Below are 24,513 nucleotides of genomic sequence, written 5' to 3'. Positions count from 1 at the left end.
TTGATAAAAAAGGGCTTTTTTCAATTGTTAAAATTATTAAAAAACCAAAAGCTTAAAGTCCTACAAAACAAGGAAAGACGAAATTTTTTATATTTTTTTTATAATTCCCTGTAACATATCAAATACATAAGAGTCTTAATAGAGACTTCAAATTTTGTTTGAGGCATCAAAAAAAAGAAAAACAAAAAAACTAACAAAACAAAAATCATCATCAATCAAATCAAAATAATCAACAAGTAAATCATGAAATTAAAATTTTTTCTGCTCGCGTTATTGGGGGTAATCGCGACGGCACAGGCACAGAATACGGGAACGGTTTCTGGAAAAATTACAGAAAAGTCAAACAGCATGCCTATTTCGTATGCAACAGTTTCACTTAAGGAAAATGGAAAAGTAGTCTCTGGCGTAAATACAGATGACAACGGAGAATATTCTTTTAAAAATATTGCTTTAAAAAGTTATACCATAGAAATTCAATATATCGGATTTAGAAAATATATTGGTTCTGTTCTTTTGAGTGATACTAAAAAAACAGCAACTATCAATATTGCTCTTGAAGAAGAAGCAACGCAATTAAAAGGCGTAAATGTCATTGCAGAACGTTCTACAATTGAACAAAAAATTGATAGAAAAGTTGTGAATGTTGGGAAAGACTTAACCACAGCAGGAGCTTCGGCATCAGACATTATGAACAATATTCCTTCTGTAAACGTAGATCAGGACGGAAAACTTTCGCTTCGCGGAAATGACAATGTTCGTGTTTTAATTGATGGAAGACCTTCTAATATTGACCCAGCACAATTATTGAAACAAATTCCGTCAACTTCTATCAAAAAAATTGAGTTAATCACCAATCCAAGTGCGAAATACAATCCGGAAGGAATGTCAGGAATTATAAATATCGTTTTGCATAAAAATGCTAATACTGGATTTAACGGAACATATAGCGGCGGAATCACTTTTGGAAAAACAGCTAAATACAATCAGTCTTTAGATTTAAATTACAAAACCGGAAAAGTCAATTTCTTTGGTAACGTGGGACAAAACTTCGGAACCTACCAAAATGATGGTTTAGTTAAAAGATATGATCAGGATATTACGCAAAAAATCGATGTTTTGAATGATAATGATTCTTATTTGTACAAAATCGGAATGGATTATTTAATCAACGATCATAATACGTTGTCTATTTATACCAATCAAAACAAGTCTACAGGAAAAGGATTTGTAGACACTAATATTGATTACAATAATAATGATCCTCAATTTTTAAATGTTTTTCAAAAATCGAGATATTGGGGACCTGAAACTACAGGTACATACAACTTAGCTTATAAACATATCTTTAAAAAAGAAGGTCACACTTTAGATTTTGAAGGAAATTATAGTGACACCAAAGAAGATCAAAATGCGAGCTTCGACACTCAGACTACTGCTTCTAACAACATGATAAATAGCGTAATTTATAATGATATTATTAAAGCAGATCGTAAATTAAGTACGTTTAATGTCGATTATGTAAATCCGCTAAACGAAAAAACAACTCTTGAAGCAGGTGCTGAAGCAAGAATTACAAGAACGGATAACGATTATGCGACTGGAAATCCTTTGGCGGCTACTCCATCATCAAATTATACTTATGATACAGATATTTATTCTGCTTATGTAACATTTGGACAGAAATACAAAAAATTCAGCTATCAGGTTGGAGCTCGTTTTGAGAGTTATAAAGTTCAAACCAATTTAAACCATGGTGAGTCTAAATTTGATGACGATTATATTACCTTATATCCGTCAGCTTATTTTACTTATAACTTAAACGAAAAAAACACCATCCAATTTAGCTATAGCCGTAGAGTTGACCGACCTAGTTTAGAACAAACTAAACCTATTCGTGAATTTTCTACGCCATTATTAACTTCATTGGGAAGTCCAGATTTAAGACCTCAGTTTACCAACTCAGTAGAAGTAAATTATACCAAAACTCTAGAAAAAGGAAGTTTTACGGCAGGAGTTTTCTTTAGAAGCATAAATGACCAAATTAGCAGAGTATTATATCCTGATAATACAGACCCAAGTGGTAACAGACAAATTCTAACTTTTACGAATTTTGATCATAATACTTCATATGGTTTTGAAGCTTCATTTAATTATAAAATTACAAAATGGTGGGATATTTCTCCTTCCATAGATTTCTCAAGCATTAATCAGCAAGGAGTTGTTTATGTTTTTAATCCTAAAGAAAACAAAAGTGATCCAGAGAATAGAACCGTTACTGTTGCCGCATTTAATGGACGTATGAATTCTAACTTTAAAGCAAACAAACGTTTAAGCTTTTTATTATTCGGATTTTTCAGAAGCGGTGTAAATGGAGTTCAAAATAATAGTCATGATATGTACAAAATGGATATTGGTTCACGCTATACATTACTAGACAACAAAATGAACATCAGTGTACGTTTTAATGACGTTTTCAACACAATGAAATATGCTTTTGACAGCGTTTATCCTTATCCTGTTACAGGACAATTTAAATGGGAAAGTCAAACTGTTTATGTAGGTCTAACTTACAACTTTGGAGGTGGAAAAATTAAGAATTTACAACGTAAACAAAGAGACGATAATACTAATAAAGACGGAGGAGGAATGTTCTAATCCTGTCTGGAAAGATTTTTTAAATAATTTTTGAATATTTCTTGTAGAAAAAAAGTCTGGAGATGCCACTCCAGACTTTTTTTATTTATAGGAAATTACGAAGCTCTTTTATCTCTTCTGGATTTGCAATCTCAGAATCATTTGTGATGGCTGACGAATGATAGAAAGTCAGATCTAATTTCTCTTGTACTAATTTGATGTTGGAAGATCTTAATCCGCCGCCTGGCATAATTTCGATTTTATCTCCTGCCAATTTTTGAAGTTTCTCTAAAGTCCAAATTCCTTCTGTAACATTTATTCCTTGACCAGATGTTAGAATTGTTTTGAATCCACATTCGATGACATCTTCCAGAGATTTCTCAACATCTTTTACCACATCAAAAGCACGATGAAAAGTACAAGAAAGTGGATGTGCCAGATGAACCAATTCTTTATTTTGTTTTTTATTTACTTTTCCATTTTCTTTTAAAATTCCGAAAACGAAACCATCAACTCCTAGTTTTTTAAATTGTTTGATATCTTGTTTCATTTCTGTAAGTTCTTCATCAGAATAAACAAAATCTCCTCCTCGAGGTCTTATAATCACATGCATTTTTATATCGAGCTTTTCTCGGACTTTCACCACTAAAATAGAATTTGGTGTTGTACCACCCAATTTCATATTTTCACAAAGCTCAATTCTGTCTGCGCCACTTTGCTGTGCAATTATTGCCGATTCGTAATTAAAACACGCTATTTCGAGTTGATTTTTTTTCATTGGAATTAATTCAAAAGTATTTCAAAATACGAATGTATAAAAAAACCTGCTCAGCAAAACTGAACAGGTTTAAAAAATATAAGTAAGATGATTATTTTACCATTTAATAATAGCACTTGCCCAGGTAAATCCGCTACCGAAGGCTGCTAGAACTACAGTATCTCCAGATTTGATTTTTCCTTGTTCCCAAGCTTCTGTCAAAGCGATTGGAATAGATGCTGCTGTTGTGTTTCCGTATTTCTGAATATTATTATGAACCTGATCGTCTGTCAGTTTGAATTTATTTTGAATAAACTGCGAGATCCTCAAATTCGCTTGGTGCGGAATCAACATATCAATATCAGAAACCTGAAGATTATTTGCCTCTAAACCTTCATTGATTACTTCTGCAAAACGAACTACTGCATTTTTAAATACAAATTGTCCGTTCATATACGGATAATAACTTTCGTCATTAGGATCATTGTCCGCAATAATATCGGTTACCCAACGTGCTCCCATTCCTGGTGCCTGCAAAGCTAATTCTTCGGCATGTTCACCTTCAGAATGTAAATGTGTAGAAAGAATACCTTTTGTCAAATCTTCTTCACGGCTTAAAACTGCCGCTCCTGCTCCATCACCAAAAATTACAGAAACTCCGCGTCCGCGGGTAGTCATGTCTAATCCTGTAGAATGAACTTCAGAACCAATTACCAAAATGTTTTTATACATTCCGGTTTTAATATATTGATCTGCAACAGAAATTGCGTAAACAAATCCTGAACATTGGTTTCTAACATCTAAAGCTCCAACAGTTCTTAATCCCAAATCTCTTTGTACCAAAACTCCAGGTCCTGGAAAATAGTAATCTGGACTTAGTGTAGCAAAAACTACAAAATCAATATCTTCTTTGGCAACGCCAGAACGTTCGATTGCAATTTTAGCTGCTTTCACTCCCATTGAAGTTGTGGTATCTTCTCCACGAATAATGTGTCTTCGCTCCTGAATTCCAGTTCTTTCCTGAATCCATTCGTCATTGGTATCCATTATCTTAGACAAGTCATCGTTAGTTACCACATTAGAAGGAACATAATATCCTAAACCAGCTATTTTTGAATGATACATACTCTATTATTATTTATTAAAAAATTGGAATGCAAATTTACGCATACTTTAAAATATACGTACACAAAATACTATTTTTTTCGTAATTAGCAATTTAATATAGTTTAATTATCTATTGCTTTAAGACATTTTATATTTTAAAAATACAACAATTACCATTAAAACCTGAAGAAAATCTAAAACGGCTTTATCATTTGTTTAATGTTTTCCAAATTCAAATGATCTAAAAAGAAACCCGGCAATCTCTGAAACTGTCGGGTTATTTTTTTATAAATAATTTAAAGCCAAAAACACTTCTTGTTCGATTGGTAAATCAATCTCACTTTCAAAAAAGATTAATTGTCTTTTATATACTGTTTCGATCAAATAATGACTTCCTCTAAAATAAGTTCGCCTGATTTTCACCATCAATTTAGACTCCGAAACCATTTTAAACTGATGCGGATAAACTAAAGTTTTATGAGTTTCATCTTCGTATGATAACAATAAATGCGTCGGAATCTCATTAACTTCTCCAAACAAGGAAGCTACATATTTTATTTTTGGATCTTCATAAATTTTTGAAGGATCGTCTTTTACCAGCAATTCACCATTTCGCATTACAATAGCCTGATCGGCAAAAGACAAAGCGTCTGTGCTATCGTGCGTTGCAATAATACAGGTGATTCCTTTTTGTTTCAAATAACGAAACAAATTACGGCGAAGCGCATTTTTTCTAAAAGCATCGATTTGACTGAAAGGTTCATCCAACAAAATTACTTCTGGTTCTAAAGCCAAAACTCTAACCAAAGCGACACGTTGTTGTTGTCCTCCACTCAAAAATTTCGTTTTCACGTGCGCAAATTGATCCATCTCGACCATTTCAAGCAATTCCTGAACACGAAGTTTTTTCATGTTGGCAAAACCATTCGAAAGAAATTTTCCAACATTTTCTGCCACAGTCTCGTACGGAGACAAATCAAAATCCTGAGCCAGATATTTCATATACGGCATTCCTGGGATCAAATTAAATTTTGGTCCTAAAATTGGTTTATCGCCGTAAAAAATCTGTCCCTCATCTAAGTCATACAAACCATAGATAAGCTTAAGAAGCGTACTTTTTCCGCATCCGCTTTCGCCGATAATAGCAATGTTCTGCCCTTTCTCAATAGTAAAAGAGATGTTTTTTATAACGGGGTTATCTGTATAAGTAAAAGATATATTTTGAATGTCAAGCATGTGTTGTAATATGAGAGGTCAAATTTACAATGTTTAATTTCTAAAGTCAAAAAAAAGCTGCTTCATTTAAGAAACAGCTTTTTTTATATTTTATTTCATCTGAAATTATTTTCCAGCTTCTGCTTTTGCATCATTAACCATTTTGTCGTTTGCTGTAATAGAGAATTCAACACGACGGTTTTGAGCTCTTCCTTCTGGAGTATCATTTGTTGCAATTGGATCTGCAATTCCTAAACCTGAAGTTTTGAAACGGCTTGATTTTAATCCTTTACCTACTAAATAAGCTTGCACAGAAGCAGCTCTTTGTCCTGAAAGTGTTAAGTTATATTCTGGTTTTCCTGTACTATCAGTATATCCAAAAATCTGAATATCAGTATCTCCGTACTCATTAAATACTGGAACCAATTTATCTAAATTCGCTTTTGCTTGAGCAGTTAAAGTAGATTTGTTAGTATCAAAACGAACTGAGTTTTCATTCAAAGTTAAATGAATTCCTTCTCCAACTCTTTCTACAGAAGCACCTGGTAAAGCCTGATCGATTTCACGAGCTTGTTTATCCATTTTGTTTCCGATTAAAGCTCCAGTTCCACCACCAACAGCAGCTCCGATTGCAGCTCCTAAAGCAGCGTTTCCACCTTTTCCTAAATTATTTCCTAATACAGCTCCAATAACACCACCAGCAACAACACCGATTCCGGCACCTTTTTGTGTATTATTTGCATTTTTTACTGAATCACAACTAGCAAAAAAACTAGTGAATACCAATAAACTACATAAACCTAAAACAGTTATCTTTTTCATCTTTTATTTCTTTAAATATTAATTAGCTCTTTGAAATTGGTATACCACATCTTTTACCTGACCACCAACATTGATATTATCAATTAATTGGAATGAACTTTCAGTTACACCTGCAACTTTAAGCAAATAACCATCTCTTACTTTCTTTGCTTTTTCACCAGCATCAAGAATTTTTAGAATAAACATACCCTGATTGTTGATACTCCAAACAATTGGAGAAGAAAATCCGGTACAACTTGGCGATGTTAAAGCCATAGTTCCTTTATTGTTATTTGAAATAAAACTCCATGTACTTCCGATAAAACATTTTGAATCTGCCAGATCAAATGAATTTACTTTGATATACTCAGAACCTGGATAAGACACATTAGTAAGCACCCAATTCCCTTTTAACGCTACCTGAGTAGGTCTGTCTAATTTTTTAGAAAGCGTTGTGTCTGTTGAAGCCGTTGACGAAGCTGATTTACACGCGAAAAACATCACGGCAACCAAGCATAATAAAATACTCTTCTTCATTTTATACAATTTTTTATGGATTAATATTTTGCCTTTTTAACAATTATTGTACCACAAATATACGATTCGTCGAGATATTTTTCGTTTTACAATCCATTTATTTTCTTTCAAAATTAACACTTCCGACATTTTGTCACCCTCCAAACAATTGGTATTTTATTTGAAGAAATGAAAATCATCAAGTTAAATCAAAAAATACAAAAATATGACAACAGGTAAAATTAATGTTTCGGTAGAAAACATCTTTCCCTTAATCAAAAAGTTCTTATACAGTGACCACGAAATCTTTCTTAGAGAGTTAATTTCAAACGGAACTGATGCTACTTTAAAGCTAAAACACCTTATTAGTATTGGTGAAGCCAAAGTTGAATACGGAAACCCAATTATCGAAGTAAAAGTTGATAAAGAAGGTAAAAAAATCCATATTATTGACCAAGGTTTAGGTATGACAGCTGATGAGGTTGAAAAATACATCAACCAAGTCGCTTTTTCTGGTGCTGAGGAGTTTTTGGACAAATACAAAGATTCTGCTAAAGATTCTGGAATTATCGGGCATTTTGGTCTTGGTTTCTATTCTGCTTTTATGGTGGCTGAAAAAGTAGAAATCATTACAAAATCATACAAAGACGAACCAGCTGCACACTGGACTTGCGACGGAAGCCCTGAATTTACTTTAGAGCCAGCTGACAAAACTTCACGCGGAACAGAAATCATCTTGCATGTTGCTGAAGATTCTCTTGAATTTTTAGAAGATTCTAAAATCAGCGGATTATTGAATAAGTATAACAAGTTTATGCCTATTCCAATTAAATTCGGAACTAGAACAGAAACACTTCCTGCGCCAGAAAATGCGCCAGAAGATTACGTAAATGAGACTGTAGAAACAGACAACATCATCAACAATCCAAATCCAGCTTGGACCAAACAGCCTTCTGAATTATCTGATGAAGATTACAAAAACTTCTACAGAGAATTGTATCCAATGCAGTTTGAAGAGCCGTTATTCAACATTCATTTAAATGTGGATTATCCGTTTAACTTAACTGGTATTTTGTATTTCCCTAAATTAGGAAATGATATGCAAATCCAGAAAGACAAAATTCAGTTGTACCAAAACCAAGTTTACGTTACTGATAACGTAGAAGGAATTGTTCCTGAATTTTTAACGATGTTAAAAGGTGTAATCGACTCACCAGATATTCCGTTAAACGTTTCTCGTTCTGGTTTACAAGCAGATGGTGCCGTTAAGAAAATTTCAAACTACATCACTCGTAAAGTTGCTGACAAACTGAAAGCTTTATTTAACGAAAACCGTGCTGACTTTGAAGCAAAATGGAACGACATCAAAATCGTTTTAGAATACGGAATGCTTTCTGAAGATAAATTCTACGAAAAAGCAGGTGCATTTGTTTTGTACCCAACTGTTGATGACACTTATTTTACTTTAGAAGAATTAAAAGAAAAACTAAAAGAAAACCAAACTGATAAAGATGGTAAATTGGTTGTTCTTTATGCAGGAAACAAAGATGCACAGCATTCTTATATTGAAGCAGCAAAAGGAAAAGGTTACGAAGTATTGTTATTAGATTCTCCGATTATTTCACACTTAATTCAGAAAATCGAAAACGACAACAAAGATGTAACTTTCGTACGTGTTGACTCTGATCATATTGACAATTTAATCAAAAAAGAAGAAAACACGATTTCCAAATTATCTGAAGAAGAAAAAGCAACTTTAAAAACTTCATTAGAAGCATACATTCCAAAAGCTTACAGCGTACAATTGGAAGCTATGGATTCTCAAGCAGCTCCTTTCCTAATTACGCAGCCTGAATTTATGCGAAGAATGAAAGAAATGAGCCAAACAGGTGGAGGCGGAATGTTCGGAATGGGTAATATGCCAGAAATGTACAACTTGGTTGTAAACACAAATTCTGATTTAGCTTCAAGTATTTTAAATACTGAAGACAAAACGCATCAAGAACACTTGGTAAAACAAGCTTTAGATTTAGCTAAATTATCTCAAAACTTACTAAAAGGAGAAGCGCTTACTGCTTTTGTGAAAAGAAGTTTTGAAATGATCAAATAAGCATACAAATACTTTCATACTAAAAGCTGTCCAATTTGGGCAGCTTTTTTTATTTACCTCAACCAAAGACTAATTTTTATAATAAAAGCAGAAATCCTCAACACATAATTTTTTCTTTATAAAATCGTTATAAAATCCTGTAATAAACACTTACAGGATTTTTTATTCTAATTCACTGTTTTTCATTACATTTGATTGCCTTTTATCTAACACAAAAACAAAAACCATTATGAAAAAGACTGCATTTTTTACCGCAACCATATGCCTTACAGCATTTCTTTATGTGTCCTGCTCAAATGACCACAACGAAAACACAACAACAACTGATTTGACCGATCTTGGAGTTTCAATTGCTGTTGACACTTCTAACGAAATGGATCTTAACACTGGACTTTTGATTTCTACAACATCTACAACAGGAAAAACTACCGAAACTTCTACACCAGTTTGCGCCACAATTACGGCAACAACTACTGATGGAGGATATCCAAGGGTATATACAGCTGATTTCGGAACTGCTGGATGTAAAGATGACAACAACTTAACAAGAAAAGGAAAATTAAAAATAACCCTTACCGGACCGATCACTACAGCAGGAAGCAAAATGACAATTGAAAGAATTGACTATTCTATAAACAACCTTAAACTAGAAGGCACTATAGAATACACCAATACAACAACGGTAGCCACAATTCCACAATGGACTCGCAAAGTAAGCAATGGCAAACTAACCGATCTACAAGGAAAAGCATATACCAATTCTGGCACTTATACCACTAGACAAACTGCCGGAGTTGACACTCCTGTTTTTTCAGATAATATTTATGAAATAACAGAAGGAACCCATACTGTAACAGGAACAAACGGCAATACTCTTACCTTAACCGTTAAGGAGCCTTTAATCAAAAAATACTCTTGTTTATTCATCTCTAAAGGTCAGCTAAAAATTGAAGGAGGTATTTTAAATGGCGTGGTAGATTACGGAAATAACGAATGTGATGCCATTTACACCTACACACACGAAAACGGATCTTCATTTACCTTATCAATGTAAAATCCCTCAGAACATACTTTAAATCCCAATTTAGAAATAGATTGGGATTTATTTTTTTTTTACAAAAATAAAACTACCAGATATTTACATTCAAACTATTTTCTTTATTTTGCACCCAAATCTAATAAACCACCAATGAAAAAAACATTAATTGCTTTTGTTACACTTGCTTTACTAGCATCATGCAGCAAAAAAGAATCTACCGGTAATGTACACATTACAGGAAACATTAAAGGATTAAAAAAAGGAACTTTATATATCCAAAAAATTGTTGACACAAGCCTTATTGCTGTAGACAGTATTAAAATTGACGGAAATTCAGCTTTTGAAAGCAATATCACATTAGATTCACCTCAAGTATTATATTTGTTTTTAGATCGTGGTGTTACCAATTCATTAGACAACAACATCTTATTCTTTGCTGAACCTGGAAATATCAATATCGATACTAATTTAGACAACTATATTGCTGGTGCTAAAGTTACAGGATCAAAAAACCATGAGCTTTACGAACAATATGCAAAAATCAACAGTCGTTTTGTTGACGAGAATCTTTCATTGGTAGAACCTCGTTTTAGAGCAATAAAAAGACAAGATCAAAAAGCAGTAGACAGTATCACAAAACTACAGGAATCTAATATCAAAAGAAAATACTTGTATGCAACAAATTTTGCATTAAACAACAAAGATCATGAAGTTGCACCATATATTGCATTAGCAGAGATATATGATATCAATTTGAGATTCCTTGACACGATTCAAAAATCAATGACACCAAAAGTAGCCAAATCATTCTACGGAAAGAAGCTTACAAAATATGTTGATGATTTAAAGAAAGAACAAAAAACAGAAAAAGCAGAATAGTTTCTATTCAATCCCAAATAAAAAAGCCCTGAAAATTTCAGGGCTTTTTTTATATCGCTATTTGGGTTTATCTCGCCATTAAACCTCCAAGAATTGCAAATAAAAAGAATAGAGCATAGATCGCCAATAAAACAATCATAAGAATACCTATGAACTTATAATGCGATTTAAGATAGCCAAACGAAGTCGTCAAAGCTTCTGAATCATTATCTCTAAAAGCTTTTTTTGCATTTGAACTAAATTTAAACAAATAAAAAACTGGGAAGAAGTAAAAAGCAGCCATTAAAAAATAAATAGCTCCCATTGCCGCGCCAAAAGAACCTCCATAAGCTCCCATTCCTGGCATTGTACTTCCCATTGCAGAAAATATTGCTCCTGCGAAAACGGCAATTAAAAGTAAAAGTCCGATTCCTATAAAACCGAGAATAGATAAAAAATAAGCCCATTTAGCTATTTCCTTAACAAAATCTTTTGCTGTACTATCCAGCTGTAATTCAAATTTCTCAAATGCTGAAGTTTCTTCCATTAGTAAAAACGTTTTTAGGTTATTCAACAAACATAGGAAAAATATTCCAAATAAAAATTAAATAAAAATTACGAAACATCACCCCCAAATTCAAACCTCAAACCTTTGAATTTAAATTTTGCGCAAAAAAAAACCATTCACTTAGTGAATGGTTTTTGGAGCCGATAGAGGGACTCGAACCCACGACCTGCTGATTACAAATCAGCTGCTCTAGCCAGCTGAGCTACATCGGCCTATTTTGCGAGTGCAAAGATAGAAATGTTTTTTAATATTCCAAAAAAAATTTCACACTACCCTCTATAATTAAAAAAACCACCACATTTCTGTGATGGTTTCCGTTTTTTTGAGCCGATAGAGGGACTCGAACCCACGACCTGCTGATTACAAATCAGCTGCTCTAGCCAGCTGAGCTACATCGGCGTCATTACGGGTGCAAATATAAAGCGGTTTTTCGTTTTCCCAAAATAAATTTGCACTTTTTTACACTTTTTTTTTCTTATAATGCGTTGATTTTTTCAACCAATTGATTAGCAGTTTGTTCTAATTCAACATTAATTTGTTTGAAGTGTGCTTTTTTATTTTCAACGTTCTTTGCGTTCACTTTTGTAATCAAAGTATCGAATGCAGCGATAGCCTCATCGATCAAAGCATTCGTTTCCGGAGTTGGATTTCCTGTTGTTGACATCTCAAACAAGTAAACTGCCTCAATAATATCTCCTAATACGAAGTTGATGTCTTTCTTTAAATTTTTAACGTTTGCCATTTTTATTATAATTTTAATTTGCGTCTGCAAAAGTACAGATTATCTTTAGAATATATGTTAAGAAATGTAAATTTCTAAAATTGAAGCTTTTCCGTTCAAACTAAATGCATTTATCGCAGCCGGAACCAAAACAGTATCTCCTTTTTTGTAACTATTTTTAAAACCATCATACTCAATTTCAAAATCACCTTCAATACACATGTATACCGTAAAAGTTTCTCCGTTTTTAGCAACTTCCAATTTGTCTTCTAACGGAAGAAAATTAGTTGTAAAGTAAGGGCAATCTACAACTGTATTTGAAGTATTTACTTTAGAATCATATTTCTTCTGTGTTTCTACTCTATTGTAATTGATTGCATCCAATGCTAAATCAACATGTAGTTCTCTTTTGTTTCCTTGAGCATCTACACGGTCAAAGTCATACAATCTATAAGTAATATCAGATGTTTGCTGAATTTCGGCAACAACTAAACCTGCACCAATTGCGTGAACCGTTCCTGTTTCTAAAAAGAAAACATCTCCAGATTTTGCTTTTACATCGTCTAAGATTGAAACCAAAGTATTATCATGTAAATGCTTTAAATATTCTTCTTTACTAGAATCTTCTTTAAAACCAACAATAATTCTTGCATCAGCATCTGCCTGCATTACGTACCACATTTCTGTTTTTCCAAATGAATTGTGACGTTCTTTCGCCAATTTATCGTTTGGGTGAACTTGAATAGAAAGATCTTCTCTAGCATCAAGATATTTGAAAAGTAACGGAAACTGTTTTCCGAAACGCTCATACACTTTTGTTCCTAAAATAGCATCTGGTGCTTCATTAATCAAATCCATTAAAGATTTTCCTTTTAAAACTCCATTCGCAACCACGCTTACATCTCCTTCTACAGTAGATAATTCCCAGCTTTCTCCAGTAATTTTAGAAACGATTGGTTTGTTTAGAATTGTTTTTAGTTTTTCTCCTCCCCAGATTCTTTCTTTCAAAATCGGTTCAAATTGCAAAGGGTATAAATTTTGGCTCATGTTTTAGGCTAATATATTTGTTTAATTAATTTTATTCTGATACTATATTTATAATACTAATTCCTTAACGATTTCTAAGGCTTTAGGTATGTGTTTCGCAGCGTTTACACTGTCAAATATCGAAATCACCAAACCATTTTTATCGATAATATAAGTTACGCGTCCTGGTAATAATCCGAACAAATTGTTTCGGACACCAAAAAGCTTTCGTAATCTTTTATCCTGATCTGACAGCAAAATAAAAGGCAATTGATATTTAGCAGCAAATTTGTGATGTGATTTGACACTATCACTACTAATTCCGATTACCTCAGCTCCCAAATCTTTAAAATCTTCGTATTGATCCCGAAAACTGCAAGCTTCAGTTGTACAGCCAGGTGTATTATCTTTTGGATAAAAATAAATAACCAGTGGCTTTCTTCCTAAAACACTTTGGCTTTCAAAAAGTTCTCCATTGTTGTCTTTCGCAGTAAAATTCGGAACAATATCTCCTATTTTTAATGACATTTTTTATTCTCCTTTATAAGTTACAAAATTGCGTTCCGTTTCGTTCAGCACCACTTCCAAATCAAAGTCGGCATGAATTCGTTGTCTAATTTTATTCCATATCACAACAGCAATATTTTCTGCAGTCGGATTCAAATCTGCAAATTCTGGAACATCCAGATTTAGATTTTTGTGATCAAACGGAATTTCTACTTCTTCTCGTATAATATCCGCTAATACTTTCACATCTAAAACAAAACCAGTTTCGGGGTCAATTTTTCCTGTAACACTTACTGTTAAACCATAATTATGACCGTGAAAGTTAGGATTATTGCATTTTCCAAAAACAGCATCGTTTTTTTCAAATGACCAATCCTTTCGATGTAGTCGATGTGCAGCATTAAAATGTGCTTTTCTTGATATGGTTACTCTCATTTAGGCTTTTGGTTCGTTTGGATTAAAGTTTATGATCTTCTAAATAATGATAAAATTCATCAAAAATTATTTTAAACCAAACCGTATATATTTCGGGCTGTTTCTCGATATCTGCTTTTACATCTTCAATTTTCATCCATTTCCAATCTTCCACTTCTTCGGTATTGATTTCTGGAGCATCATTATAATATCCAATCATTACATGATCCAATTCATGTTCTGTCAATCCATTGTCAAAAGGTGCTTTGTAGATAAAGTGAAACAGCTCTTTTAAGTCTGTTTTAAAACCCATTTCTTCAAATAATCTTCTGCTTCCCGCTTCTATATTGGTTTCACCTTCTCGTTGGTGACTGCAACAAGTATTTGTCCACAACAAAGGAGAATGATATTTCTGATGCGCTCGCTGTTGCAGCATGATTTCATTTTGCTCGTTCAAAACAAAAACTGAAAATGCTCTATGCAAAAGCGCTTTTTCATGTGCTTCCAATTTTGGCATTAAGCCAATCTGCTCATCGTTTTGATTAACTAATATTACGTTTTCTTCTGTCATAAGTCTTCTTAAGCAAACAAAAATACGAAAAAAGAAATGGCTTAAAAATCCTAATTATAATTGTAAAAAATCCAAATCTTAACTCATTTTCTATTTTTCTGATTTACAACAATATAAATCACGTTAAAAATTAAAAGCTGTTAAAATTAAGACATAAAAACTGGATTGTCCTTATTTACGTAACTAATAAAAAGTTAAAACACACTTAAAAAAATCTCAATTATTTCAAACCCAGTATTTCTAGATAAATCTCAGCGTATCTTTGATTGATAAATTCAAAAATCCTAAGTACTGATTTACTACAAAATCCACTATTTGTTTATGAAATCTAAAACCCAATTTCTCAGTCTTTGTTTTTTAATTCCGCTTTTTATTTTACAGGCGTGTGGACAAAACAATAAAAATTACACAAAACCTACTGCAAAAAATAGCATCAGCAAACCGAACAATCCATATTATTCTAATACAGATACTACCAAATTAAACGTAAGTAATGCTGAATGGAAAAAAGTTTTACCTGAAGATGTTTACGCAGTTATGCGCGAAGCCGACACCGAAAGACCTTTTACTGGAAAGTATTGGAATACCGATGAAAAAGGAACTTATTATTGTGCTTCTTGCGGAAACAAGCTTTTTCGATCTACATCAAAATTCTCAAGCAGCTGTGGTTGGCCAAGTTTCTTTGAACAGGAGAATAAAAAAAGCATTGTTTTTAAGGAAGATAATTCACTTGGTATGGAACGAACGGAAGCTCTTTGTGGACGTTGTGGCGGGCACTTAGGCCACATTTTTGATGATGGCCCAGAACCAACCGGAAAACGCTATTGTATGAACTCGATTGCTCTTGATTTTATTCCAGATTCTAAATAATCTATTATGAAAAATATACTTTTAATATGTTTTCTGGCGCTTTCGCTAAAGGGAATTTCACAGAATAAAAAAGCTTCTAATCTAGAAACGATTACGCTTGGCGGTGGTTGTTATTGGTGCGTTGAAGCCGTTTATGAAGATTTAAACGGAGTAAAATCGGTAGTTTCTGGATTTTCTGGGGGAACTGTTCCGAATCCAACTTATGAGGAAGTTTGCACAGGAGAAACAGGTCATGCCGAAGTCGTTCAGATTACTTATGATAAAACCGTGACCGATATCAATGAAATCTTCAAAGTGTTTTTCACCGTACATGACCCAACAACTCTAAACAGACAAGGCGCTGACGTTGGAACACAATATCGTTCTGTTATCTTTTATAAAAATGCAGAACAGAAAAAAGCTGCAGAAAGCATTATTGCAGAATTGAACAAAGCGAAAGTTTACAAAAATCCGATTGTGACGAAAGTAGAACCTTTTAAAGTTTTCTATAAAGCGGAAGATTATCATCAGAATTATTATGCTAACAATAAGAATCAGCCTTACTGCAAAATGGTAATTCAGCCGAAATTAGAGAAATTTGAAAAGGTTTTTAAAGACAAACTTAAAAAACATTAAGTATAAAAAAAGGGGAAATGACAAAATTCATTTCCCCTTTTTTATAAGCTTCAAATTTGTCAAAGTTTAAAACTTTAACAAAGTTCAACAACCATAAATTACTGTTTAGCTACTTTTTTGAATCGCATCATTGCTACGTCACCTTCATTCAAAATCAGCTTTCCATCTTTATCGATAGTATAACTTGTAATTTTTTTCATCTGCTGTAAAAATTGTTGTTCTCCTCCGCCTTCACAGAACATCATGGTAGTTGGACCAGGTTCTCCAAAAGTCAATGATTTCCCGCTCAAGGTATAAGGAGCGCTGTAACCGTTGCAACCATTATTTCCATATACTTTAGTTTCTTTTTGATCAAAAGTGATCTGCGGTTTTTTATTCGGATACAATCCTTCAAAAGCTATTCTTGGTCCCGAAATATATTCTAATTCCCAAGTTGTATCAAATAAATTCCCTGAACTTTTGTCTTTTGTTGCCATACATGAAGTCAATAATAATGTTAAAACCGAAACGACTGCGAGTGTGTATTTTTTCATAAAATGTATTTTTAAGATTATATAATTTGTTTTTTGAAGACTAAAATTCCTTTGTCAATATTCGTGCCCAGTTGTGTTTTTACTTCGATTAATATTTCTTGATAAGCTGACATTTTCTATCTCTAAGTTACATTATTTTATTCATTTTACTATTAATCAAATACTTAAATCCGAATTAAACGATTGTATTTTTTTTGTAATTTGCAGGAATCAAAAAACAAGAGTTACTTTTAATAATATGAAATTTCCTAATATTCGATTTGGGAAACTCTAATTTATCAGCCCATAATAAAAATCAAACCTGTTTATGAATACTATTTTTAGGACAACAATATTCTCTACATTCCTCATCTTATTTTTTGTAAAAATACAAGCTCAACAAAGCGACAATAATTTTTATAATGAGATTAAAAATTTTGACATTTCAAGAATTATAGTCTCCGATAGCATAATTATCGAAGACAACAAAGAAAAAATCATTAAAGCAGAACCTATTGGCTTTATTGGCAGCGACTATCAGCGATTTTTCATCCATTTTATTTCTGTAATTCAGAACCCGAAAAACCCTTATGAATATTTTGTGCACGGAAAAACAAAAGTCAAAGAAACAATCAGACCATTTCAAGGCACCTTAACCATCAAAAAAGCTTTCATTGGAAAAAGTTCAAAATTTACTAGCTATAAACAAGGTTTTGCGACCTGCGAAATTAATTTCAATGAAGATAAAAAACTTACCTCAACTGGTTTTATAAAAGGAACTATGAAGATCGGCTATGTACTAGATCCGAAAAAAAAATTGCATTATGATGCCTTATCGTTTTACTCAGATAACTTTAGCAACAATACATTTAAAGGAACATGGACAAGTTACAAAACCAATATTTCAAAAAAGTGCAATTGGGGAGACTATAGAATTCCTGAAAGTGGCGATTTGGATATTGGCGCCGGAGAGTTTTCACCAGATTCAAAATATTTTGATAAAGGCTGGAAATATTACATCCTGACATTATCTGGAGAAACAGAAGTTGATGTACAGATTGGAAAAGATAAAGAAAAAATAAAATGGTGGAAATGACATTATTACAAAAAAACCTGTAAAGCAATATTCACAGGTTTGTTTTTGATATTATTTATAACCTAAAAACTACAATTGATCAATTTCAATTTTAGTTAATTCTGATAATTCTAAAATCCTACCAACATCTTCTTTATTCGCTACAAAAAACAAATAGTTATCTCCGTTTGTATTGTAACTCATCAATTCTAAATTTAGTTTTTCTAAAGCCGATTGAATATAAGGAAACAAATCATGACTGTACGTCTCTTCTGGATAATCGAAAGTAAAATCTTCTCCAATTAAATCAGAAATAAAATACTCTGCATCTTCAGGATCAAATTTCCAGTCGCTATTCCAAGCATCAATACTTTCGAAAAGTAGAAAATGCTCTTCAACAACATCATAATAATCTTCTTCTGGTCTATTAAAATTTTTGAATAGCTTTTTGGATTGTTTTTTCAGCTCTTTTTGTTCTACACTTCCTCTGGAAATTAATTTTATAAATTCCTGAAAAGTATTTTCTGTTACTTCTTCAAATGCTACTAAATTTTCAACTGAAGGAAACCCGACTGTTTTAGGAATTTCAATATTTAAGTACTGGCTGATTCCCTGTAAAACCAATTTAAAATCTCTAATTCCTATTTCTTCACTTTCATTTTTTGGATTATTTGGGTCTATCAATTCACTTTCCAGCAATCCTTTTGTGTAATCGAAAAAATGCCTTCCCGAATACAACATTTTAAAATCGTTGATTTCTAAACTATTCGTACAACAAAAAAAAAGGACAAAATTTTTAATAGAACGTTTAAAGAACTTTTTCTCTTCTGCGGTTGGTTCAGAATAAAATTGAATATGTATAAAATCATATTCCAAACCTTCCTTTATATTTTCATCAGAAAGAGTAGCAATATTCATCTTTTTATAAAGTTCATTTAAAACTTCATAAGAGTTATTAAAACCTGCTTTTTTAATTTCAGCATTGCCTTCTTCATGATCCAAAGAACCTGGAAAATAAAACAAATTCACAATTACATTTTCCTGAATTCCTTTTACTTTAAATTCAATATTGGACTGTTGATTGTACAGATAAGAATATATTGGCTCAATAACATCAAAAGAAATTATTGATTTCGGATCATTATTACGTCCGAACAAATTAGAGAAAAAGTTCATATTTAGTAATCAAATCTAATCATTAGAATATTTAAAACTTTGATTCATTTTATCAAAAGGAATCACCTCATTTACAATCGATTCTAGTTCATAGTCCGTCAATAATCCTCTCGCCGATTCTACAATTTTAGGCGAAACATGTATTTCATAATCAATAATGTCACGCTTTAGAATTTCTTCTATAATCGCATTTTGGCGATCGGTTAAATACTTTTTATGTGATTTAAAAACAGCTTCGATGTCTTCTCTAAATTCTTCATCAGTCAATTCATTATAGATATCTTGCTTAGACATATCAATCAATAAAACTTTGAAAATAAAATCTTGAAGATTTTTTGCTAAATAATTGACCTCATTCATGTCGTGCCAAACGTAAACAATTGGCACATCGCCATTATTTTCTTCATTTAAGAAAAAGCAATAATGATCTCCGCCTCCGCTTTTAGCAAATGGAATAAATTTAAATTCCGGAAATATATTACGATAATCTTCTGGATCTCGAAGTTCTTCGATTTCTTCTGCTACAGATTTCAAATTCAGCGATTCAAAATCATAAGAATGCAACAGCAAAGGTGGATTGTCTTTTAAAGTAGGATAAACATCGGTATACCAATTTGGACCATATTCTCCAACATCCAACATGCCATCAGCATCTAATTGCTTGTATAAGAGTGGAAAATCAAATCCGTATTTTTTTTCGATTTCTTGTATTGTCATCTTTGGGGGAATATTCTATTAAAATCAGAATACTAAGATAACAATCTTTTTACTACATGAAAAATCTTGAGGCCAATTATTTCAAGGACTCCGCAATCATTAGGGCACATTTTTCACCATCAATTGCTGCAGAAATGATACCACCAGCATAACCCGCGCCCTCTCCGCAAGGGTATAATCCTTTGATTTGCAAATGCTCTAAAGTCATAGGATCTCTCGGAATTCTAACTGGAGATGAGGTCCTACTTTCTGGTGCATGTAAAATGGCTTCATTGGTTAAATAACCTTTCATTGATTTTCCAAAATCCTGAAAACCTTGACGCATAATCTGAGTCAAAAATCCTGGAAAAACCTGTCCTAATTCAACAGAAGTTGTTCCTGGAACATAAGAAGTTTTCGGAATATCTGTTGAAACTTTACTCTTTGTAAAATCAATCATTCGTTGTGCTGGAACTTTTTGAGTTTCACCTGCTAAATGCCAAGCTTTTTGTTCGATGCTTTTTTGAAATTCCATTCCAGCCAAAGCTCCGAATTTTGCAAAAGGTTTGAAATCTTCTAATTTCAATTCGACCACAATTCCTGAATTTGCCGTAGATTGATCACGTTTAGATGGCGACCATCCGTTTGTAACCACTTCACCCGGACTTGTAGCGCAAGGTGCAATTACACCTCCTGGACACATACAAAACGAATACATCCCGCGTCCGTTAACTTGTTTCACAATTGAATATGGCGCTGGAGGCAAATGCTCTCCACGATAATCACAGCTATATTGAATGCTATCAATTAATTCTTGCGAATGCTCAGCACGAACCCCTAAAGCAAAAGGTTTTGCTTCTATTAAAATTTTCTTTTTGTCTAATAACTCAAAAATATCACGCGCTGAATGTCCTGTTGCCAAGATCAGTTTATTGGCATGAATTTTATCTCCATTCTGCGTTACAATTCCTTCAACTTCATTATTTTTTACCAGAATATCACTTACTCGTGTTTCAAATAAAACCTGACCACCAAATTCTCTGATTTTATCTCGAATATCTTCAATGATTTTTGGCAACTTATTAGTTCCGATATGAGGATGTGCTTCAACCAAAATATCTTCAGAAGCTCCAAAAGCAACCAGAAGTTCTAGAATCCTTGTGACATCGCCACGTTTTTTAGAACGCGTATATAGTTTTCCGTCAGAATACGTTCCTGCTCCTCCTTCACCAAAACAATAATTCGAATCTTCGTTAACAATATGTTCACGATTGATTGCTTTCAAGTCACGACGACGCCCGCGAACGTCTTTTCCACGTTCAAGCACAATTGGCTTTAAGCCTAATTCAACCAATTGCAAAGCAGCAAAAAGACCTGCTGGACCTGCTCCAACCACAATAACTTCTTGTGCATTTGAAACATCTTTATAATCAGGAAGCTCAATTTTGGCTTCTTGAAAAGGTTCGCCTTTTAAATAAATAACCACTTTCAAATTAATTTTAATCGCTTTCTGACGTGCATCAATAGAGCGTTTTAAAATTGAAACGTGCTGAATTTCTTGAGCAGAAACTTTAATCTGCTTAGACAAATGGTCTTTTAGCAATGATTCGTTTGCAGCAATTTCTGGTGTAACTTGAAGTAAAAGTTCTTTAGGCATTTTTGTGTATTTATTCTATTAGCTTTTCTTTCTATGAAAAGAACATGCAAAAGTAGTATTTTGAAATGAGATTTTATATTTACTGTAAAATTTGCACGCAGATTAAAACAGATCAAAGCAGATTTTGAAGATTTTTCAACACAAAGCATATCGTAGAGACGAACTGCAGTGCGTCTCTACAATATATAAACGAAAACCAAACCTAAATTTTTATTGCTAAATATTATATTAATTTTTCCTCTCGCAGATATCGCAGATTTTGGGGATTATTTTTAGTTTAAAGAATATACTCAATACTTTAGCCACTACCGTACGCCTCTACAGAAAAAACCTTAGAACCTTAGCATCTCAGAATCTTAGAACCTTAGAACCTTTAAAAAAGACTTTGTACCTTTGTCACTCTGAACCTTTGCACCTTTAAAAAAAATGTCTAGAAAAATAAAATTAATTTGGGATTTCCGTGGACCGGCTTCTGCTAAAACAGCAGAACATCACGAAATTCATTTGAAAGAATATATTATACTTGAAAAACTACCTTTAAATATTACCGGCTTTAAAATCATAGACGAAATGTACGCTACAGCTTTTATGGTGGTAACCGATGAAAATATGATCCAAGTAAGAGATGCTTTGAAACCGCATCGCGGGGAGCTTTACGAAGGTTAAATCAGTCACAGTATTCAGTATCAGTTTACAGTTTTTTACTGAGACCTTTTAAAGTCGCGGTTTTCAGTCACAGTTTACAGCCTCATACTAACTGAGACTGTAAACCGAGACTGTAAACTTTTAATTCGCCACTTCGCTAATAAACTTAATACGCATTAAACGTAATTCGTCAATATCATAGTCGCCGTCAAATTCTTTAAGGGCATCTTCGATTTTATCAGACTCTGATTCCATGAAGTAATCGTGAATTTCTTCTTGTTGATCATCATCTAAAATATCATCTAACCAATATTTGATGTTTAGTTTTGTTCCAGAATACACGATTTGCTCCATTTCTTTAATTAGAGCATCCATAGTAAGACCTTTTGCAGAAGCAATGTCGTTCAATGACAATTTTCTGTCGATATTCTGAATGATATATAATTTATTTGCTGAATTTACTCCTGTTGATTTCACAACCAAATCGTCTGGACGAATAATATCGTTATCTTCAACATAGCGAGCAATTAAAGCCACAAATTCACTTCCGTATTTTTTAGCTTTTCCTTCCCCTACACCGTGAATATTATACAATTCCTGTATCGTAATCGGATATTTCAAGGCCATATCTTCAAGTGAAGGATCTTGGAAAACCACAAATGGTGGAACTCCAAGTTTTTTAGCGACTTTTTTACGAAGTTCACGAAGCATGCCCGTTAAAACTTCATCTGCAGTTCCTGACGATTTTCCGCCAGTTACAATTGTTTCGTCATCAGCTTCAGTGTATTCATGATCTTCAGACATCATAAACGAAACTGGATTCTGGATAAAATCTAAACCTTCCTGAGTAATTTTAATGACTCCGTAAGTTTCAATATCTTTTGACAAATAACCCGTAACTAAAACTTGTCGCAATAAAGCCATCCAATATTTTTCGTCATGACCGGAACCAGAACCAAAATAAGGCTGCGTATCGGTTTTATGCGCTTTAATGACCGCATTAATACGACCAATTAAAGTAAAGACAATTTCTTTTGACTTATAAATATGTTTCGTATCACGAACAATTTCAAGTAATTTAACAACTTGTTCTTTCGCTTCAACTTTATGCTTTGGATTACGAACGTTATCATCCATATCAGCACCTTCACCTGTTTCGCTGTCAAATTCTTCTCCGAAATAATGAAGAAGGAACTTTCGACGCGACATCGAAGTTTCGGCGTAAGCCACAACTTCTTGCAAAAGTGCAAAACCAATCTCTTGTTCGGCAACTGGTTTTCCAGACATAAATTTTTCCAGCTTTTCTACATCTTTATAAGAGTAATAAGCCAAACAATGTCCTTCTCCCCCGTCACGTCCTGCACGACCGGTTTCCTGATAATAACTTTCTAATGATTTTGGAATATCGTGATGAATTACAAAACGAACGTCTGGTTTATCAATTCCCATTCCGAATGCGATAGTTGCTACAACTACATCTACATCTTCCATCAAAAACATGTCCTGATGTTTGGCACGAGTTTTAGCATCTAAACCAGCGTGATAAGGAACAGCACTGATTCCGTTTACTTGTAAAACTTCGGCAATCGATTCTACTTTTTTACGGCTTAAGCAGTAAATAATACCCGATTTGCCTTTATGTTGTTTGATAAATCGAATAATATCCGATTCAATATTTTTGGTTTTGGTACGAACTTCATAATACAAGTTCGGTCTGTTGAATGATGCTTTAAAAGTATTTGCATCAGACATATCAAGATTTTTCAGGATATCTTCCTGAACTTTTGGCGTTGCAGTTGCGGTAAGCCCTATAATTGGTACTTTCCCCAGTTGTTTTATAATATGTCTTAGGTTTCTGTATTCTGGTCTAAAGTCGTGACCCCATTCAGAAATACAATGCGCTTCATCAATAGCAACAAAAGAAAGTGGAACGCTCTGCAGAAAAGCGACATATTCTTCTTTTGTAAGAGATTCAGGCGCAACATATAAAAGCTTGGTCAATCCTGATGTAATATCTTTTTTAACCTGAGCAATTTCTGTTTTGGTAAGAGAAGAGTTTAATACATGTGCAATTCCATTTTCAGAAGAAAGACTTCGAATGGCATCAACCTGATTTTTCATCAAAGCAATCAAAGGAGAAACAACAATTGCTGTTCCATCCTGAATTAAAGCAGGTAATTGGTAACAAAGAGACTTTCCACCACCTGTCGGCATAATTACAAAAGTATTCTTTCCGCTTAAAATACTCGTAATGACCTGCTCCTGCAAGCCTTTAAATTGGCTAAAGCCGAAATACTTCTTTAATTCTTTATGTATTTCAATTTCGTTTGAATTCATTCTCTATATTAATGGTATTTTGTATAAATTTGCAACACATAAAGATACAACTTTCTTTTTTACATACAAATTTTAAATATTCTGAT

General features: G+C 33.2%; 24 protein-coding genes and 2 tRNA genes. 8 read left to right on the top strand and 18 right to left on the bottom strand.

Annotated features, from left to right (window positions below; all coding sequences use genetic code 11):
* Positions 1–243 precede the first annotated feature (243 nt).
* On the top strand, positions 244–2,655 hold the full coding sequence (locus NQQ59_RS09030) for a TonB-dependent receptor domain-containing protein (RefSeq protein WP_144217804.1): 2,412 nt from the start codon (positions 244–246) through the stop codon (positions 2,653–2,655).
* A gap of 85 nt (positions 2,656–2,740) precedes the next feature.
* Here NQQ59_RS09030 and NQQ59_RS09025 read toward each other — a convergent pair whose 3' ends face one another.
* The 5 genes from NQQ59_RS09025 to NQQ59_RS09005 form a co-directional block, all read right to left on the bottom strand.
* Positions 2,741–3,412: a copper homeostasis protein CutC gene (locus NQQ59_RS09025; RefSeq protein WP_144217802.1), complete on the bottom strand. Its 672-nt coding sequence runs from the start codon at positions 3,410–3,412 to the stop codon at positions 2,741–2,743.
* A 96-nt stretch (positions 3,413–3,508) separates the two neighbouring features.
* Positions 3,509–4,516: a 3-oxoacyl-ACP synthase III family protein gene (locus NQQ59_RS09020; protein ID WP_144217800.1), complete on the bottom strand. Its 1,008-nt coding sequence runs from the start codon at positions 4,514–4,516 to the stop codon at positions 3,509–3,511.
* A gap of 267 nt (positions 4,517–4,783) precedes the next feature.
* Positions 4,784–5,734, bottom strand: a complete 951-nt coding sequence (locus NQQ59_RS09015) for an ABC transporter ATP-binding protein (RefSeq protein WP_144217798.1) — start codon at positions 5,732–5,734, stop codon at positions 4,784–4,786.
* A gap of 105 nt (positions 5,735–5,839) precedes the next feature.
* Positions 5,840–6,535 carry an OmpA family protein gene (locus tag NQQ59_RS09010; protein ID WP_144217796.1) on the bottom strand — a complete coding sequence of 232 codons (696 nt, stop codon included), beginning with the start codon at positions 6,533–6,535 and terminating at the stop codon, positions 5,840–5,842.
* An 18-nt stretch (positions 6,536–6,553) separates the two neighbouring features.
* Positions 6,554–7,051, bottom strand: coding sequence for a lipocalin family protein (locus NQQ59_RS09005; RefSeq protein ID WP_144217794.1), 498 nt, complete (start codon positions 7,049–7,051; stop codon positions 6,554–6,556).
* 205 nt (positions 7,052–7,256) lie between these two features.
* On the opposite strand from NQQ59_RS09005, the gene htpG reads away from it, so the two are divergent.
* The 3 genes from htpG (at position 7,257) to NQQ59_RS08990 (ending at position 11,058) form a co-directional block, all read left to right on the top strand.
* Positions 7,257–9,140, top strand: a complete 1,884-nt coding sequence (gene htpG / locus NQQ59_RS09000) for a molecular chaperone HtpG (protein WP_144217793.1) — start codon at positions 7,257–7,259, stop codon at positions 9,138–9,140.
* A 229-nt stretch (positions 9,141–9,369) separates the two neighbouring features.
* Positions 9,370–10,194, top strand: a complete 825-nt coding sequence (locus NQQ59_RS08995; RefSeq protein WP_144217791.1) for a hypothetical protein — start codon at positions 9,370–9,372, stop codon at positions 10,192–10,194.
* Positions 10,195–10,329: 135 nt separating this feature from the next.
* A complete protein-coding gene (locus NQQ59_RS08990) occupies positions 10,330–11,058 on the top strand; it encodes a DUF4369 domain-containing protein (protein WP_144217789.1) in 729 nt (242 codons plus the stop codon).
* Positions 11,059–11,125: 67 nt separating this feature from the next.
* Here NQQ59_RS08990 and NQQ59_RS08985 read toward each other — a convergent pair whose 3' ends face one another.
* The 8 genes from NQQ59_RS08985 to idi form a co-directional block, all read right to left on the bottom strand.
* Positions 11,126–11,584 carry a DUF5362 family protein gene (locus NQQ59_RS08985; protein WP_144217787.1) on the bottom strand — a complete coding sequence of 153 codons (459 nt, stop codon included), beginning with the start codon at positions 11,582–11,584 and terminating at the stop codon, positions 11,126–11,128.
* 156 nt (positions 11,585–11,740) lie between these two features.
* Positions 11,741–11,817: transfer RNA gene (locus NQQ59_RS08980), tRNA-Thr, on the bottom strand.
* A gap of 113 nt (positions 11,818–11,930) precedes the next feature.
* Positions 11,931–12,004 (bottom strand) — tRNA-Thr (locus tag NQQ59_RS08975).
* Between the two features lie 76 nt (positions 12,005–12,080).
* Positions 12,081–12,347, bottom strand: a complete 267-nt coding sequence (locus NQQ59_RS08970; protein WP_144217785.1) for a hypothetical protein — start codon at positions 12,345–12,347, stop codon at positions 12,081–12,083.
* Between the two features lie 57 nt (positions 12,348–12,404).
* Positions 12,405–13,373, bottom strand: a complete 969-nt coding sequence (locus NQQ59_RS08965; protein WP_144217783.1) for a type I phosphomannose isomerase catalytic subunit — start codon at positions 13,371–13,373, stop codon at positions 12,405–12,407.
* Between the two features lie 48 nt (positions 13,374–13,421).
* Positions 13,422–13,880, bottom strand: a complete 459-nt coding sequence (locus NQQ59_RS08960; RefSeq protein ID WP_144217781.1) for a peroxiredoxin — start codon at positions 13,878–13,880, stop codon at positions 13,422–13,424.
* 3 nt (positions 13,881–13,883) lie between these two features.
* On the bottom strand, positions 13,884–14,294 hold the full coding sequence (locus NQQ59_RS08955) for a 6-carboxytetrahydropterin synthase (protein ID WP_066033610.1): 411 nt from the start codon (positions 14,292–14,294) through the stop codon (positions 13,884–13,886).
* 22 nt (positions 14,295–14,316) lie between these two features.
* On the bottom strand, positions 14,317–14,844 hold the full coding sequence (idi, locus tag NQQ59_RS08950) for an isopentenyl-diphosphate Delta-isomerase (protein WP_144217779.1): 528 nt from the start codon (positions 14,842–14,844) through the stop codon (positions 14,317–14,319).
* A gap of 321 nt (positions 14,845–15,165) precedes the next feature.
* Here idi and msrB point away from each other — a divergent pair, with 321 nt between their 5' ends.
* Entirely contained in the window at positions 15,166–15,714 is a 549-nt protein-coding gene (gene msrB / locus NQQ59_RS08945) for a peptide-methionine (R)-S-oxide reductase MsrB (RefSeq protein WP_144217777.1), read from the top strand.
* 6 nt (positions 15,715–15,720) lie between these two features.
* Positions 15,721–16,329, top strand: a complete 609-nt coding sequence (gene msrA, locus NQQ59_RS08940) for a peptide-methionine (S)-S-oxide reductase MsrA (RefSeq protein ID WP_144217775.1) — start codon at positions 15,721–15,723, stop codon at positions 16,327–16,329.
* 98 nt (positions 16,330–16,427) lie between these two features.
* Here the strand turns inward: msrA and NQQ59_RS08935 are convergent, their stop codons facing one another.
* Positions 16,428–16,862 carry an META domain-containing protein gene (locus NQQ59_RS08935; protein ID WP_144217773.1) on the bottom strand — a complete coding sequence of 145 codons (435 nt, stop codon included), beginning with the start codon at positions 16,860–16,862 and terminating at the stop codon, positions 16,428–16,430.
* A gap of 307 nt (positions 16,863–17,169) precedes the next feature.
* Here NQQ59_RS08935 and NQQ59_RS08930 point away from each other — a divergent pair, with 307 nt between their 5' ends.
* Positions 17,170–17,937 (top strand): hypothetical protein, encoded by a 768-nt coding sequence (locus NQQ59_RS08930; protein WP_144217771.1) that lies wholly within the window; start codon positions 17,170–17,172, stop codon positions 17,935–17,937.
* A gap of 69 nt (positions 17,938–18,006) precedes the next feature.
* Here the strand turns inward: NQQ59_RS08930 and NQQ59_RS08925 are convergent, their stop codons facing one another.
* From NQQ59_RS08925 to NQQ59_RS08915, 3 genes are all read right to left on the bottom strand, one after another.
* Positions 18,007–19,092 carry a DUF6630 family protein gene (locus NQQ59_RS08925; protein WP_144217769.1) on the bottom strand — a complete coding sequence of 362 codons (1,086 nt, stop codon included), beginning with the start codon at positions 19,090–19,092 and terminating at the stop codon, positions 18,007–18,009.
* A gap of 15 nt (positions 19,093–19,107) precedes the next feature.
* Positions 19,108–19,809 carry an SMI1/KNR4 family protein gene (locus tag NQQ59_RS08920; protein WP_144217767.1) on the bottom strand — a complete coding sequence of 234 codons (702 nt, stop codon included), beginning with the start codon at positions 19,807–19,809 and terminating at the stop codon, positions 19,108–19,110.
* Between the two features lie 76 nt (positions 19,810–19,885).
* Complete coding sequence (locus tag NQQ59_RS08915) at positions 19,886–21,445, bottom strand: NAD(P)/FAD-dependent oxidoreductase (RefSeq protein WP_257698176.1); 1,560 nt, start codon at positions 21,443–21,445, stop codon at positions 19,886–19,888.
* 426 nt (positions 21,446–21,871) lie between these two features.
* Between NQQ59_RS08915 and NQQ59_RS08910 the strand changes: the two genes are divergently transcribed.
* Positions 21,872–22,111, top strand: coding sequence for a hypothetical protein (locus NQQ59_RS08910; RefSeq protein WP_144217763.1), 240 nt, complete (start codon positions 21,872–21,874; stop codon positions 22,109–22,111).
* A gap of 120 nt (positions 22,112–22,231) precedes the next feature.
* Here the strand turns inward: NQQ59_RS08910 and recQ are convergent, their stop codons facing one another.
* Positions 22,232–24,427 (bottom strand): DNA helicase RecQ, encoded by a 2,196-nt coding sequence (recQ, locus tag NQQ59_RS08905; RefSeq protein ID WP_144217761.1) that lies wholly within the window; start codon positions 24,425–24,427, stop codon positions 22,232–22,234.
* Positions 24,428–24,513: the final 86 nt, after the last annotated feature.

The sequence above is a fragment of the Flavobacterium panacis genome, from assembly GCF_024649945.1.
GTDB classification, from domain to species: Bacteria; Bacteroidota; Bacteroidia; order Flavobacteriales; family Flavobacteriaceae; genus Flavobacterium; species Flavobacterium panacis.
This window is presented reverse-complemented; position numbering and strand designations above follow the sequence as displayed.